Annotated in this window: 12 protein-coding genes and 1 riboswitch; of the genes, 5 read left to right on the plus strand and 7 right to left on the minus strand. The window is 74.9% G+C overall.

Features of this window, described 5'->3' with window-relative positions; genetic code table 11:
* On the minus strand, window positions 1-471 hold the full coding sequence (locus CRP30_RS06375) for an ATP-binding protein (protein WP_235003204.1): 471 nt from the start codon (window positions 469-471) through the stop codon (window positions 1-3).
* A 193-nt stretch (window positions 472-664) separates the two neighbouring features.
* Between CRP30_RS06375 and CRP30_RS06380 the strand changes: the two genes are divergently transcribed.
* Window positions 665-1,354 carry a GAF and ANTAR domain-containing protein gene (locus CRP30_RS06380; RefSeq protein ID WP_097183000.1) on the plus strand — a complete coding sequence of 230 codons (690 nt, stop codon included), beginning with the start codon at window positions 665-667 and terminating at the stop codon, window positions 1,352-1,354.
* Here CRP30_RS06380 and CRP30_RS06385 read toward each other — a convergent pair.
* Entirely contained in the window at window positions 1,351-2,292 is a 942-nt protein-coding gene (locus tag CRP30_RS06385) for a nucleoside hydrolase (protein WP_097183001.1), read from the minus strand. The two genes, CRP30_RS06380 and CRP30_RS06385, sit on opposite strands and share 4 nt — an antisense overlap.
* Before the next feature lie 20 nt (window positions 2,293-2,312).
* Window positions 2,313-3,698: an APC family permease gene (locus CRP30_RS06390; RefSeq protein WP_200814566.1), complete on the minus strand. Its 1,386-nt coding sequence runs from the start codon at window positions 3,696-3,698 to the stop codon at window positions 2,313-2,315.
* Window positions 3,699-4,023: 325 nt separating this feature from the next.
* On the opposite strand from CRP30_RS06390, the gene CRP30_RS06395 reads away from it, so the two are divergent.
* Together CRP30_RS06395 and CRP30_RS06400 are read left to right on the plus strand one after the other, a co-directional pair.
* A complete protein-coding gene (locus CRP30_RS06395; protein ID WP_097183002.1) occupies window positions 4,024-4,875 on the plus strand; it encodes a hypothetical protein in 852 nt (283 codons plus the stop codon).
* 816 nt (window positions 4,876-5,691) lie between these two features.
* Window positions 5,692-8,325: a SpoIIE family protein phosphatase gene (locus CRP30_RS06400; RefSeq protein WP_235003205.1), complete on the plus strand. Its 2,634-nt coding sequence runs from the start codon at window positions 5,692-5,694 to the stop codon at window positions 8,323-8,325.
* 3 nt (window positions 8,326-8,328) lie between these two features.
* On the opposite strand, the gene CRP30_RS06405 is transcribed toward CRP30_RS06400, so the two are convergent.
* The 4 genes from CRP30_RS06405 to CRP30_RS06420 all read right to left on the minus strand — a co-directional run bounded on the left by CRP30_RS06405 (window position 8,329) and on the right by CRP30_RS06420 (window position 11,756).
* Window positions 8,329-8,781, minus strand: a complete 453-nt coding sequence (locus CRP30_RS06405) for an ATP-binding protein (protein WP_097183003.1) — start codon at window positions 8,779-8,781, stop codon at window positions 8,329-8,331.
* A gap of 125 nt (window positions 8,782-8,906) precedes the next feature.
* The gene (locus tag CRP30_RS06410) at window positions 8,907-9,668 is read right to left on the minus strand and encodes an energy-coupling factor transporter transmembrane component T family protein (RefSeq protein ID WP_235003206.1); all 762 of its coding nucleotides are present in this window, start codon (window positions 9,666-9,668) and stop codon (window positions 8,907-8,909) included.
* Window positions 9,665-11,056: an ABC transporter ATP-binding protein gene (locus CRP30_RS06415; protein WP_235003207.1), complete on the minus strand. Its 1,392-nt coding sequence runs from the start codon at window positions 11,054-11,056 to the stop codon at window positions 9,665-9,667. Before CRP30_RS06415 ends, CRP30_RS06410 begins: the two co-directional genes overlap by 4 nt.
* Before the next feature lie 70 nt (window positions 11,057-11,126).
* A complete protein-coding gene (locus CRP30_RS06420) occupies window positions 11,127-11,756 on the minus strand; it encodes an ECF transporter S component (protein WP_097183004.1) in 630 nt (209 codons plus the stop codon).
* Window positions 11,754-11,857: riboswitch (TPP riboswitch) on the minus strand. It overlaps the preceding gene by 3 nt.
* A 121-nt stretch (window positions 11,858-11,978) precedes the next feature.
* Between CRP30_RS06420 and CRP30_RS06425 the strand changes: the two genes are divergently transcribed.
* Window positions 11,979-12,491: a VOC family protein gene (locus tag CRP30_RS06425; protein WP_097183005.1), complete on the plus strand. Its 513-nt coding sequence runs from the start codon at window positions 11,979-11,981 to the stop codon at window positions 12,489-12,491.
* Between the two features lie 61 nt (window positions 12,492-12,552).
* Complete coding sequence (locus CRP30_RS06430) at window positions 12,553-13,356, plus strand: SDR family NAD(P)-dependent oxidoreductase (RefSeq protein ID WP_097183006.1); 804 nt, start codon at window positions 12,553-12,555, stop codon at window positions 13,354-13,356.
* Window positions 13,357-13,376 lie beyond the last annotated feature (20 nt).

Here is a 13,376-nt window from a genome sequence, read left to right on the forward strand (position 1 = left end):
TCAGTCCCGGCGGACCTCGGGTGACCGTGGCTCGGGGAGCTGGCTGCGCTGGCGCTCGGGGACGTCGGTGCGGCCGGAGGGCAGCCGGGCCCACACGTGCTTGCGGCCGGGCCGCTTCTCCCAGCCGAACGTCGTCGACAGCTGCGCGACCAGGTGCAGCCCCATCCCGCCCAGCGCGGGGTCGCGGTCGACGGCGGGCACCGGTGGACTGTCCGGCGCCTCGTCGCTGAGGTCCAGCAGCCATCCGCCCGGTCCGGCGACCACCAGGGCACGGACGTCACCCCCACCGTGGCGGAGGGCGTTGGAGGCCAGTTCCTCGAACACCAGGAGCAGACCGTCCCGGGCGTCCTCGGTGGAGGCCGAGGAGACGGAGGGATGGGCGATCCGGGCCCGGAGGTCGCTGCGCACGCGGGAGACCACGTGCATCGCCTCGAGCTGCCAGTGCCACACGTCACCGGGGACGGAAGGCACCGGGGCGCACGGCCAGGGCCCGGACCCAGGGTCGTGGGCCGGCTCATCGGCCATGTCGGCCATCGCCTCTCCCTCGAGTCTGGCGTCGCGTCCGGGGCCGGACCTTCGCCGGGCCGGGTCCATCCTGACCGATGGTGACCTGACGCGCACCGGCGGGCGGGACATCCGCCCTCCACCAGGCACACTGTGCGCCATGGAAGCCATGCTGCGGGAGCTCAGTCGCGTGGTCCTGGTCGACCGGGCGCTGAGCGACGTCCTGACCGACATCACCCGCATCGCCGCCGCTGGCATCCCGGGTGCCGAGTCCACCTCCATCACGCTGCTGCGCGACGACCAGGCCTTCACCGCGGCGCACTACGGCGAGATGTCGCTCCTGGCCGACGAGCTGCAGTACGAGAAGGGCTACGGGCCGTGCATGGACGCCGGCCGGGGCGGCGTGCTGCTGCGCGTCGACGACATGCAGACCGAGCAGCGCTGGCCGGACTACGTGTCCCACGTGTACGGGACCGCCGGTGTGCGCAGCTCGCTGTCGGTGCCGCTGCCGTACCAGGGCAGCTCGATCGGGGCGCTCAACAACTACTCGTCGCGGCCTGCCGCCTTCGCCTCCCCGGAGAGCCTGGCGGCCGGGCTGGAGGTCGCCGAGGTGGTGGCGGTCGCCGTCGCCAACGCCGACGCGCACCACCAGCTGGGCGAGCAGGCCCGGAACATGCGGATCGCGATGGATTCCCGCGCGGTGATCGAGCAGGCCAAGGGCGTGCTCATGGCGCAGCGCGGCGTCGACGCCGAGCAGGCCTTCGAGATCCTCCGGCAGGCGTCGCAGCGCTACAACCGCAAGCTGCGCGACATCGCCCTCGGCATCGTGGAGGGCACGCAGACCCGCTAGCCGCGGTCCAGGGAAGCCAGGCGCGTCACGAGGAACTCGACAGCGGCGGCGCTGTCCACCTGCTCGGCGACGTCGACGGCGGTGGGGGCCGAGGAGACGGTGCGCCGGTCGACCAGCGTCTGGCCGCGGCCGAAGCCGAGTCCGGTGTCCACCACCACGTCGCGGCGCACCGTGCCGAGCGTGCCCGGGACGATCGCCTCGCTGACGGCGAGCGCGTCGTGCACCACCACGCCCGTGGTGCCGTACGTCGCCCGGGCGTGCGCGAGGTACTGCTGCAGGATCGCGGCGGCCTGGGTCCCGATCGGGCCGGCGGCGGCGAACCGCGCGATGTCCTCCTCGTCCAGCACCGTGGGCAGGGTGACGTCGAGGCCCACCAGCAGGGTGGGCAGCGTCGAGGTGAGCACCGCCTGGGCGGCCTCGGCGTCGGCCCAGATGTTGAACTCCGCGGCCGCGGTGACGTTGCCGCCCCGGGTGGCCGAACCGCCCATGATCACCAGCCGGCCGATGCGCGCGGCCGCCTCGGGGAAGACCCGCAGGAGCAGGGCGATGTTGGTCAGCGGGCCCACCGCCGCGACGGTGACCGGCTCGGCGGACGTGGTCAGCAGCTCGGCGAGCGCCACGACGGCGGGCCGGGGGTCGATCGGTGCCGGGGACGCCGGCAGCACCACCCCGCCGAGCCCGGCGGTCCCGTGCACGTGCCCTGCCCGTTCGGGCTGGGCGTGCACCAGGGACTCGGCCGCCCCGGCCGCCACCGGGACGTCGGAGCGCCCGGCCAGGTGCAGCACCCGGAGAGCGTTGTCCGTGGTCTGCGGGAGCTCGACGTTGCCGTGCACCGTGGTGACCAGCCGGAGGTCGACCTCCGGGCTGGCCAGCGCCAGGAGGATGGCCAGCGCGTCGTCGATGCCGGGGTCGGTGTCGATCACCAGGGGAGTGGGCACCGGCCGATCCTGCCAGCGCGTCAGGCGACCTTCTCGATCGCCTTCGGCTCCGGGCCGGTCGGGTCGGTCGGGTCGGTCGGGTCGGCAGGACCCCACCACGGGGCCCGGGCCAGCAGGTACAGCACGACTCCCACCGCGAGGAGGATGCCGGCGAACAGCCAGGTCCGCGCCTCCTGCTGCCAGAGGAGCAGCAGGCACGAGCCGACGGCCAGGACCGGCAGCACCACCGGGGCACGGAAGTGCCCGGCCTCGGCCCGGTCGCGCCGCAGGACCAGGACCGCCGTGTTCGTGCTGAGGAAGACGAGCAGCAGCAGCAGGACGACGGTGTTGGCGAGCGTGGCCAGGTCACCGACGAGCGTCAGCCCCATCGCCACCGCCGTGGTGACCGCGATCGCCACCCACGGGGTCCGGCGACGCGGGAGCACCCGGCCGAGCGGCCGCGGGAGCAGCCCCTGCTCGGCCATGCCGAACACCAGCCGGCTGGACATGATCATCGTCAGCAGCGCGCCGTTGGCGACGGCCACCAGGGCGATCGCGCTGAACACCTCGTCGGGGATGCCGGCGTCCGCTGCCCGGACGACGTCGAGCAGCGGACCGGAGGACTCGGCCAGCTCGCCGGGCGCCAGCACGACGGACGCCGCCAGCCCGACGAGCACGTAGACCGCCCCGGCGACCAGCAGGGCACCGAACAGCGCCCGGGGGTAGACCCGGCGCACGTCGCGGACCTCCTCGGCCATGTTCGCCGACGTCTCGAAGCCCACGAAGGAGTAGTAGGCGAGCAGCGCGGCCGCCAGCACCCCGGAGGTCACGGAGACACCGGCGGGGAACTCCGTCGCGCGCCCGAGGTCGCCGTCCCCCCGGCCGAGGACGACGGCCCCGAGCACGATGATCAGCAGCAGGCCGGAGAGCTCGACCACGGTCATGACGACGTTCGCGCCCATCGACTCCCGGATGCCCCGGGCGTTGAGCAGCGCGATCAGCAGGAGGAAGACGAGCGCGGCGGCCGTCGCCGGGACGTCGAGGAACACGCCCAGGTAGTCGCCGGCGAAGGCCAGGGACAGCCCGGCGGCGCTGGTGACACCCGCGGCGAGCATGCAGTAGCCGACGAGGAAGGACACGAGCGGGCTGCCGTAGGCGCGCTCGGCGAACACCGCGGAGCCACCCGCCCTCGGGTACTTCGTGACGAGCTCGGCGTAGGAGGCGGCCGTGAGCAGGGCGAGCAGCAGCGCCACCACCATGGGAGCCCACACGGCGCCGCCCACCTCGCCCGCGATGACGCCGAACAGCGCATAGATCCCCGCGCCCAGGACGTCGCCCAGGATGAAGAGGAAGAGGAGTTTCCCGGTGACGGCGCGGCGCAGCCGGGTGGTGCCGGCGTCGTCGCCGGATTCGTCGGAATCGGTCACCCACGAAGTCTCCGGGCGGGCGCCGGACCGGGCAATCCGACGGCTCCCCGTACGGGTGAGGCCTGCGACACGCGGGGCGCGTCGGGCGCTGGGCCGGGATGACCGTGCCCCGCTCCAGGTATTTCCACGCTCAGAATGCGCGGCTTGTCGACAAGTTCCCGTTCTCAGAAAAGGGTCATCGACCGGTCCGGAAATGCTGCGCAACGGTTAGGTCACGCGCTCTCCAGCAGGTGTCGGGAATGACCGGAAAGGGGTCGGCCGCTCTCTATGTTTCTCCTTGTCCGCAGCACCTTCCCCGGCTGCGGACACGACCTGAGGAGGCGACATGAGCGGCGAGCGATCCACCGCGGCGCAGTTGTCGACCCACCTCGCCGGCCCCGACCGGGAAGCCCGGCAGGAATACGGCCTCGCTGGGCTGATCGACGTGCTCGACCGCGCCGACGGCGTCTCCGGCGGCCGTCGGGCGCCCGCCCGGCGGGCCTCGGCCCACCGCCCGGCCGGTGGGCGCGCCGGCACGGTCCGGACCGTTCCCCTCCGTTCGGTGCAGCCCGCCCCGATGGCCCGCCCGACCCCGGTGCCGCGCGCCTTCGTGCTGCCCGAGCCCGAGCGGGTCCCGGTCACCGGGCTCTCCGACCTGGTCCGCCGCGCCGCGCTCTGGGGCGCCGGGCCGCGCGGCGAGAACCTCGCCTGGAAGGTCCGTCCGGCGGCGCCCGCAGCCCCCCGACCGTCCCGCCTGCGCGCCCTGGTGCGCCGCGCCGCGCTCTGGGGCGCGGGACCCGGCGGCGAGCACCTGTCCTGGGGGCGCCCCGCCGTCCCCGCGGCGCGCCCCGACGTCGACCCACCCGTGGTGCTGCGCGAGATGCCCAGCACCCCCACGATCAAGCCCGCGGCGCCTTCCCCCGCCGTGGCGCTCCTTCCCCGCGTGCCGGCGTCGTCGGCCGGTCCGCGAGGAATGCCGCCGATCACCCGCGGAGCAGTGGCCGTCCCCGGCATAAGACCGGGCGGACCGCCTGAACGCTCCCGGGCCACCGGCTGGCCCCCGCAGTCCCGGAGGTCGCCGATGGCGACCGGACTGGCGCGGGCACGGGGTGACCCGTCGTCCTGCCCGGTCAGGGGTTCGCCCCCGACGGCGCGGCGCTCCCGTTCCCCGGGCTCCGCCTGGAGCTCGTTCCCCTAGAGGGACGGACGCCCCGCACCGAGCAGCAAGCGCGACCACGGCAGCCAGCCGCTGGACGCCGTCCTCCGCCCGCCCCGAGCACGCCGGAACCGGCCGCCCCCTTCCCCGGGTGTCCGGGACCGCCGCCTCGGTCCCCGAGCACGCACGACCCTGCAGGCCGACCCCGGCCGCTACCTGACTCGCCCCGACGGTGCCCCTCCCGGCCCCGACCGACTTCGACGCACGACGGTTCTCGCCTCGTCCCCCCGCCGACTGCCCTGTGCAGCGCGCGGACCCTCCAGGGAGGCGCAGACGTCTGCGGCGTCGCCGGTCCGGCCGGCCCGGTGCACTCCGGTGGCCGATCGACTTCGACGCACGACGGTTCTCGCCTCGTCCCCCCGCCGACTGCCCTGTGCAGCGCGCGGACCCTCCAGGGAGGCGCAGACGTCTGCGGCGTCGCCGACCGGCTCCCCGGTTCCGTCGACCGGGCGGTCCCCAGCTCCTCCGGTACCCGGACGCGACCGTCGTCCCCGGGTCTCTGACCGGATCGGATCTGGGCCGGTGGCGCCAGAGCGCGGCGCGGGATCGACGGCTCGCGAGGACCGTTCCGCGGCCCGGCCGCTCCGGCGCCGCGACGCTGGACGACGTCGCCTGGCCCGTGGACGACGTGCCGGTGGACCGACCGTCCACCACTCCCTCCCGCCGACGGCGGGCGTCCCCGGAGGCCCCGGGGACGCCCGCCCCGGCCAGGAGGACCCGGTGCCGACCGGGATCCGGGGGACCGGGATGCTGGGCGCCAGAGAGTGCCGCGCAGGCCCCCGTGGAAGGAACGTCATCGTGACCGCCCCCGAGCCCGTCGACGGTGCTCCCGCGGGGGCGATCGACGCGGGACGGATGGGCACGCCCCCGATGGACACGCCCCCGATGGACACGGCCCGGTTGGACGCGGTGCGGCGCCTCGAGTCGACCGCCCTCGGCTCCCGGTCCCTGCAGCGGCTGACCGATCTGACCCAGCGGCTGCTCGGCACCGACGCGGCGGCGGTCTCCCTGGCCGGCGACGTCGAGACGGTCGTGAGCGGGGCGGGCCTGCCGTCCGGGAGCCTGGGCCGCCAGGTGCCGCTGGCGGACTCCCTCTGCGCCGTCGTCCTCGCCGCGGCGCCCGACGCCCTCCTGGCCCCCTCCGCCGCACGCCACCCCCGCCTCGCCGGGCTGCCCGCGGTCCGGGGCGGCGCCGTCGGCGCCTACCTCGCCGTTCCGCTGGCGGTCTTCGACGGCACGGCGGTGGGCACGCTGGCCGTCTACTCCGGGGCCGAGCGGGTCTGGGCGGACACCGATGTGGCCCTGCTGCGCCAGCTGGGCGACGCCGTGTCCAGCGAGCTCCAGCTGGCGGCGCTGAGCCAGGAGTTCGAGGCCCACCGGCTCCGGTTCGAGCTGGCCATCGACGCCGCGGAGATCGGCAGCTTCGACTGGGACCTCGCCACCGGGCGCCTGGTGTGGGACGACCGGCTCGTCGCGCTCTTCGGCTACGACCGGTCGACGTTCGACGAGACGATCGGGGCCGTCATGGCCCGGTGTCATCCGGACGACCGGGAGCGGCTGACCGAGGCCCTGCAGTCGGCCATCGACACCTGCGGCGAGTACGACGCCGAGTTCCGCATCGTCCTCCCCACCGGGGAGACCCGGTGGATCCAGGGGCGCGGTCGCGCGCTGGCCGACGACCACGGCGTCGCCGTCCGGCTGGTCGGCGCGGGGTTCGACACGACGTCCCAGAGGCACGGCGAGGCCCGGGTGTCCCGGGTGCTCGAGGTGATGAGGTCCGCGTTCTTCTCCCTGGACCGCGACTGGCGGTTCACCTACGTCAACGCCGAGGCCGAGCGGGTCCTGGAGCGGGACCGCGACGAGCTGCTCGGCGGCTCGGTGTGGGACCTCTTCCCCGCAGCCGTGGGCAGCGACTTCGAGCGCAACTACCGCGGAGCCGCGGCGACCGGGGAGGAACGGGTCTTCGAGGCCTACTACCCGCCGCCCCTGGCCGCCTGGTTCGAGGTGCGGGCGTGGCCGGGGCCGGACGGGTTGTCGGTGTACTTCCTCGACGTCACCGAGCGCCGCGAGGCCGAGGAGCGTGCCCGGCGCAGCGCCGCTCGACTGACGCTCGTGGCCGAGGTGACCGCGGGCCTCTCGGCGGCACTGGGTGGGGCCGGGCACGAGGCGGTGGCCATGCAGCGGGTGGCGGAGTCGGTGATCCCGCTGCTCGGCGACTGGGTGATCGTCAGTCTCGTCGACGGGGACGGGCGGATGCGCGACGTGGCCAGCTGGCACCGGGACCCGGCACTGCGGCCGGCCGCGGCCCGGTACGCGGAGCTGCGCCTGGCGTCCCTCGGTCCGACCGCCCCGCTCATGCGTGCGCTGGCGTCCGGGCAGATGCGCATCGTGGACGACGTCGATGCGGCGGTCGGCCGGATGCTCCCCCCGGGCGAGGTGAGCGACGTCTTCCGGACGCTCGAGCCGGGATCGGCGATCACGCTGCCGATGGCGGCGCGGGGCCGGACGCTCGGCGCCCTGAGCGTCTACCGCGCGCCCGACCGGACCCCCGTCGACCAGGACGACGTCGCCACGGTCCGCGACCTCGCCGACCGGATAGCGCTGGCGCTGGACAACTCCCGCCTGTACGAGCAGCAGCGCGGGCTGGCGGAAGGTCTCCAGCGGAGCCTGCTCACCGCCCCTCCGGCGCCCGACCACGCCGAGATCGTGGTCCGCTACAAGGCCGCCGTGGAGGCTGCCGAGGTCGGTGGCGACTGGTACGACGCGTTCCTGCAGCCGTCGGGCGCCACGATGGTCGTCATCGGCGATGTCGTGGGTCACGACACCGAGGCAGCCGCGGCGATGGGGCAGCTGCGCGGCATGCTGCGGGGGATCGCCTACCGCGAAGGGGCCGGGCCGGCCGAGGTCCTGAGCCAGCTCGACGCCGCCATCCACGGTCTCGACATGGGCACGATGGCCACCGCGGCGATCGCCCGTGTCGAGCAGACGCCGGAGGAGCGGGCCGCCGGGTCGACGCGCCTGCGGTGGTCGAACGCCGGGCACCCGCCACCGCTGCTCCTGCACCCGGACGGCCGGGTGGAGGAACTGGCCGGCGAGCGCGCCGAGCTGATGCTGGGCGTGGACCCGTCGGCCTCGCGCACGGACGCCGTCGTGACGGTGACCCGGGGGGCCACGCTGCTGCTCTACACCGACGGTCTGGTCGAGGGCCGGGACCTGCCGCTCGACGAGGGGATCGCCCGCCTCCGGGCGGCGGTGGCGCAGCTGGCGGAGGAGCCGCTCGCGGTGCTGTGCGACCAGGTGATCGAGCGCCTGCGTCCGGAGGGGCTGCAGGACGACGTGGCGCTCGTGGCGGTCCGGCTGCACCGGGAGGACCGCCCACGGCCCGCGGAGGCGGGCCCGCAGCGGGTCCCCGGCCGGACGCCGCAGCGCTGACCATCAGGCGCGGGGGAGCAGGGCCCAGACGTACTTGTTGCCGGCGCTGACGTACCAGCCGTGCGCGGTGGCCATCTCGGCGATCAGGTACAGCCCGAGCCCGCCCTCGCTCGGGTCCCGGCCCACGGCCGGTGACGGCGGCGTGCCCGCGGCTTGGTCGGACACCTCGACCAGGTAGGCGTCGGCAGTGACCCGTACCGCGGCCCGGACCTGCCCTCCGCCGTGCCGCAGCGCGTTGGAGGCCATCTCGTCCAGGGCGAGGATCAGCTGGTCGCGGAGATCGTCCGCACGTTCCTCGGCGGGGCCCCGGCCGGCCGCCTGCGTCGTGGCGTGCTGCCGGAGCTCGGCCCGCACGCGGGGCAGCTGCGCGATCTGGCGCAGCTCCCAGGACAGCGCGGGCTCGGCCGGAGGAGGTGTCGCCGACGGCCAGACCGGTCTCGCCGCCTGCCCTGTCACGCGATGGTCCCCTTGCCTAGACGCGGCCTCCGGTCGCAGGCCAACACCTGCGTATGGGCCGCGAGGGCCCGAGGCAAACCTGATGCGACCCGTGTCACTCCCACGAGGCGCAGCCACCTGCGGGGTCAGCCGACGAATATCGGCGCCCAGGCGCCGCTGAGCACGCTGGAGGTGACCGCCACGGCGCACACGAGGACCGCGCCGGCCACGAAGCCGGCGTCGCGCGGGTGCAGCCGCGAGCCGCGGGCGTTGCTGCGGCGGATGCCCGAGTCGAAGCCACGGGCGTCCATCGCCGTCGCCAGCCGGGAGCCCCGGCGCACCGCGCCCACCAGGAGGGTGAACGCGATCCCGCCGACCAGCCGGGCCTGCGCGACCGGGTTGCGGCCGGCCTCGACCCCGCGGGTCCGGCGCGCCAGCCGGACGGACTCGAACTCCGCGACGAGCAGCGGGACCAGCCGGAGCGCGGCCAGGGCACCGAACGCGAAGCGGGTCGACAGCCGCCAGTGGATGGTGAGCGCGTCGGCCAGCCGTACCGGGTCGGTGGAGGCGACGAGCAGCACGCCGGGCAGCGCCAGGCCGACGACCCGCAGCCCGAGGCCGACGCCGGTGACCACGGTCGCGTCGTCGGAGAGGAGCACGTTGACCAGGCCGACGGACGTGGCGCCGAGGACGAGCGGCCAGGTGCGCCGCCACAGGTCCCGGAGGTCGGTGAGCCCGGCCGCCGGCAGCAGGCACAGCTCGGCGGCCACGACGACGGCCGGGGTGACGACGTCCAGGCTGGTGAGCAGGACCAGGGTGACCACGATCATCGCGGTCAGCTGGGCGACGGGGTTGATCCGGCCCAGGCGGGCGTCGGGCACCGGTCCCAGTGAGAGGGAGGCGGTCACGGTGGCCCCAGGGCGAGCCGGTGGTCGGCGAGGACCTCGACCAGGTCGGCGTCGTGGGTCACGACGGCGACCGCCCGGCCCTGCGCCCGCTGCTCGGCCAGGAGGGTGACCAGTTCCCGCCAGGTCGCCGCGTCCTGGCCGAACGTCGGCTCGTCCAGGACCAGCACCTGCGGTGACGTCGCCAGCGCCGTCGCGACCGAGAGCCGGCGCTGCTGGCCACCCGACAGGGTGTAGGGGTTGGCGTCGGCGAAGGCGCTGAGCCCGAGGCGTTCGAGCAACTCGTCGGCGGTGGCGCGCGCCGCGGCCGCCTGCCGCCCGGAACGCAGCGGACCCACGGCCAGCTCGTCCCGGAGCCGGCCGGTGAGGAACTGCTGCTCGGGGTGCTGGAACACCGTGCCGATCCGGCTCACCAGTTCTCCGGCCCGCCAGCGGTGCGGCTCGTCGGAGCCCGTGCGCACGGCGCCGGTCAGGTCCGCCGAGGCCGTCACCCGCCCCGAGGTCGGCGCCCGGAGGCCGGCCAGCAACAGCGCGAGGGTGGACTTCCCGGTCCCGTTGCGCCCCGTGACGGCGAGCACCCGGCCACCGCGCAGGGCCGTCGTCGACGGGGACAGGGCCGGCGCGGAGCTGCCGCGGTAGGTGAAGCCGGCCGCCTGCGCCGCGAGCAGGACCGTTCCGTCCGGCCCCGGGGGGAGCCGCAGGCCGGCGGTGCGCGGCAGCGGCCGCCAGCCCGGACCGTGCTGGACCAGCCCGTCCGGCGTCACCTCGACGACGCGGTCGACCAGGGGCAGCCAGGGTTCCGCGTCGTGGTCCACGACGACCACCGTGGCCGTGCGCCCGGGGGTCGCGCGGGCCACCGCCGTCCGCACCAGGGCGGCACCGTCGGGGTCGAGCTGCGCGGTCGGCTCGTCCAGCAGCAGGAGGCCGGGCCTCCGCGCCAGCGCCCCGGCCAGCACCAGGCGCTGCTTCTCCCCGCCCGAGAGCGCCTGGGTCGCCCGGTCCCGGCCGTAGGGGAACCCGACGGCGGCCAGCGCCTCGTCCACCCGGGGCCAGATCACCTCCGGCGGTAGGCCGGCGTTCTCCAGCCCGAACGCCACGTCGTCGCCGGCCCGGGTCATGACCAGCTGGCTGTCCGGGTCCTGGGCGAGCAGGCCCAGCCGTCCTCGCGCAGCACGCGGCGGACCGCCGTCCACCGTGAGCTCGCCGGTCACCTCGGTGCCCTCGGCCTCGAGGATGCCGGCCAGGGCGGCGAGCAGGGTGGACTTCCCCGCGCCGGACGCGCCGGTGAGCAGGAGGCGCTCGCCGGGCTCGACCACGAGGTCGACGCCGGTCAGCGCCCACGCCCGCCGGGACGCGTGCCGGACGCCGAGACCCCGTGCGACGAGGCGCACGGGGCCGACGTCGGCCCCGGCCGGTGACGGGCTCGGCCGGGACCTCGGCGTGGCGGTCACCGGGCCGGCGTCAGACGCGGGTGCGGCCCGCGGCGAAGGAGCTGAGCGCCCCGGTCCGGGCCATGGCGCGCACCAGGAGCATGCCCACCACGCCGGCCAGGAGGACGCTCGAGAGCACCGTCGCCAGGGTGTACGGCAGCGTGAACGCCCAGAGCGGGTACTCGCCGGACACCGGGTAGTACAGGCTCAGGTCGAGGATCGACGTCGACAGCCCGGCGGTGACGGCCGCGAGGATCGCCGTCGCCCAGCCGAAGGTGCGGTACCGGGTGAGCAGGAACCCGAGCTCGGCGCCGGCGCCCTGCACCAGGCCGTAGACCACGATGATGCCGCCGTACGGGGAGCCCAGCAGCAGGCTGACCGCGGCGGCCAGGGTCGAGGCGAAGATCGCCGCTCCCGGGCGCCGCACCAGCAGGCCGGCGACCACCCCGGGCATCAGGAAGACGCCGTTGAGCAGGCCCTTGATGGGCGGGAAGAAGTCCAGCGGGGTGGAGGCCACCTCGGCGAACAGGTTCCAGCCCCAGAAGACGACGCCGAAGGCGACGCCGAGGACGGCGGTGACGACGATGTCGACGGTGCGCCAGCGGACGGGGTTCCCGTACCCGGCATCGACGGACGACGGACGGACGGCCTGATCGGCCATGGAATTCCTCCAGACTCCCTGCGCCGGCATGACCCGGATCAGGTTCGAGGGTCTGCGGTTGCCCGCACTCTCAGCGCCGAAGCGCTCCCCTGCTGCGTGTGTTCGGTTGTGCCGCAGACCCTAGCCCAGCGGGAGCGGGACGGCGCCGCCGCCCGCCATGTACTTGAAACTTGAAACAAATCGGCGCAGAATGGCGCGGACCGTCGACACCAGGAGCCCGTCATGCCCGTCCAGCGCCTCAACCACGCAGTCCTCTACGTCCGGGACGTCGAGCGCAGCCACGCCTTCTACCGCGACGTGCTCGGCTTCCGGGCGAAGATGGAGATCCCGGGTGCCGCGGTGTTCCTCCAGGCGGAGGGCTCGACCAACGACCACGACCTGGGCCTCTTCCAGATCGGCCCGGGCGCCGGTCCCTCGGAAGCCGGTCGCCGCACCGTCGGGCTGTACCACCTGGCGTGGGAGGTGGACACGCTCGCGGAGCTGGCCCGCATCCGCGATGCGCTCCTGCGGGCCGGCGCGCTCGTCGGGGCCTCCGACCACGCCACGACCAAGGCGCTCTACGCCCAGGACCCCGACGGCATCGAGTTCGAGGTCTCCTGGCTGCTGCCGGCGAACCTGATCACGCCGGAGGTCACCGAGGGTGCCGCGATGACCTCCGCGCTGGACCTCGATCGCGAGATCGAGCGCTACGGCGCGCAGACCCGCGGCGGGGTCGGGGTATCCGTCCCGGCCTGAACGCGTGAGCCCGGCCGGGGCTGGGCAGGGACCGGGAGTTCCCGTCCCGCCAGGAGGCCCCGTGTCCCAGCCCGCCGCCCGTCCGCTCGCCCTCGTCACCGGTGCCTCCAGCGGCATCGGGCGGGAGCTGGCCAAGCAGTTCGCCGAGCACGGCTACGACCTGATCATCGCGGCCGAGGACGTCGAGCTCGACGACGCGACCGAGGAGCTCAAGGCGCTGGGCGTCGCGGTGGCCCCGGTGAGCGTCGACCTCACCAAGCGGGACGACGTCGAGCGGCTGCTCGCCGCGGTCCGGGGGGCGGGGCGCCCACTGGACGTGGCGGCGCTGAACGCCGGCGTGGGCGTGGGCGGGCCGTTCATCGAGACCGACCTCGAGGCCGAGCTGAACCTGGTGGCGCTCAACTGCACCTCCACGATGCACCTGGGCAAGCGCATCGCCCAGGACATGGCCGCCCGGGACGCGGGGCGGATCCTGTTCACCTCCTCGATCGCCTCCCAGGCGCCGCAGCCGTTCCAGGCGGTCTACGGGGCGTCGAAGGCGTTCGTCCAGTCGCTGGCGCTGGCCCTCCGCGAGGAGCTCAAGGACACGAACGTGACGATCACGTCGATGCTGCCGGGCGTCACGCACTCCGAGTTCTTCGACCGCGCCGGCCTCACCGACACGAAACTCGGTGCCACAGAGCACAAGGACGACCCCGCCAAGGTGGCCAAGGACGGGTTCGAGGGGTTGATGAAGGGCGAGGCGTCGGTCTTCGCCGGCTCCCTCACCAGCAAGGCCATGGGGAGGATGTCGGCGATGACGCCCGACACCGTCGCCGCCAAGACCTTCCGCCCGCTGGCCGAGCCCGGGTCCGCGGAGGGCTGAGTCCGGTCCGACGACGACCG

Origin of the sequence: Blastococcus haudaquaticus (assembly GCF_900230285.1) — a bacterium.
In the GTDB taxonomy this organism is placed as follows: Bacteria; Actinomycetota; Actinomycetes; order Mycobacteriales; family Geodermatophilaceae; genus Blastococcus_B; species Blastococcus_B haudaquaticus.

What these genes read in the sequence shown, in the direction of transcription:
- CRP30_RS06380 (WP_097183000.1), top strand. Translation starts at nt 665, where the DNA reads ATGGAAGCCATGCTGCGGGAGCTCAGTCGCGTGGTCCTGGTCGACCGG.
- CRP30_RS06395 (WP_097183002.1), top strand. Translation starts at nt 4,024, where the DNA reads ATGAGCGGCGAGCGATCCACCGCGGCGCAGTTGTCGACCCACCTCGCC.
- CRP30_RS06420 (WP_097183004.1), bottom strand. Translation starts at nt 11,756, where the DNA reads ATGGCCGATCAGGCCGTCCGTCCGTCGTCCGTCGATGCCGGGTACGGG.
- CRP30_RS06425 (WP_097183005.1), top strand. Translation starts at nt 11,979, where the DNA reads ATGCCCGTCCAGCGCCTCAACCACGCAGTCCTCTACGTCCGGGACGTC.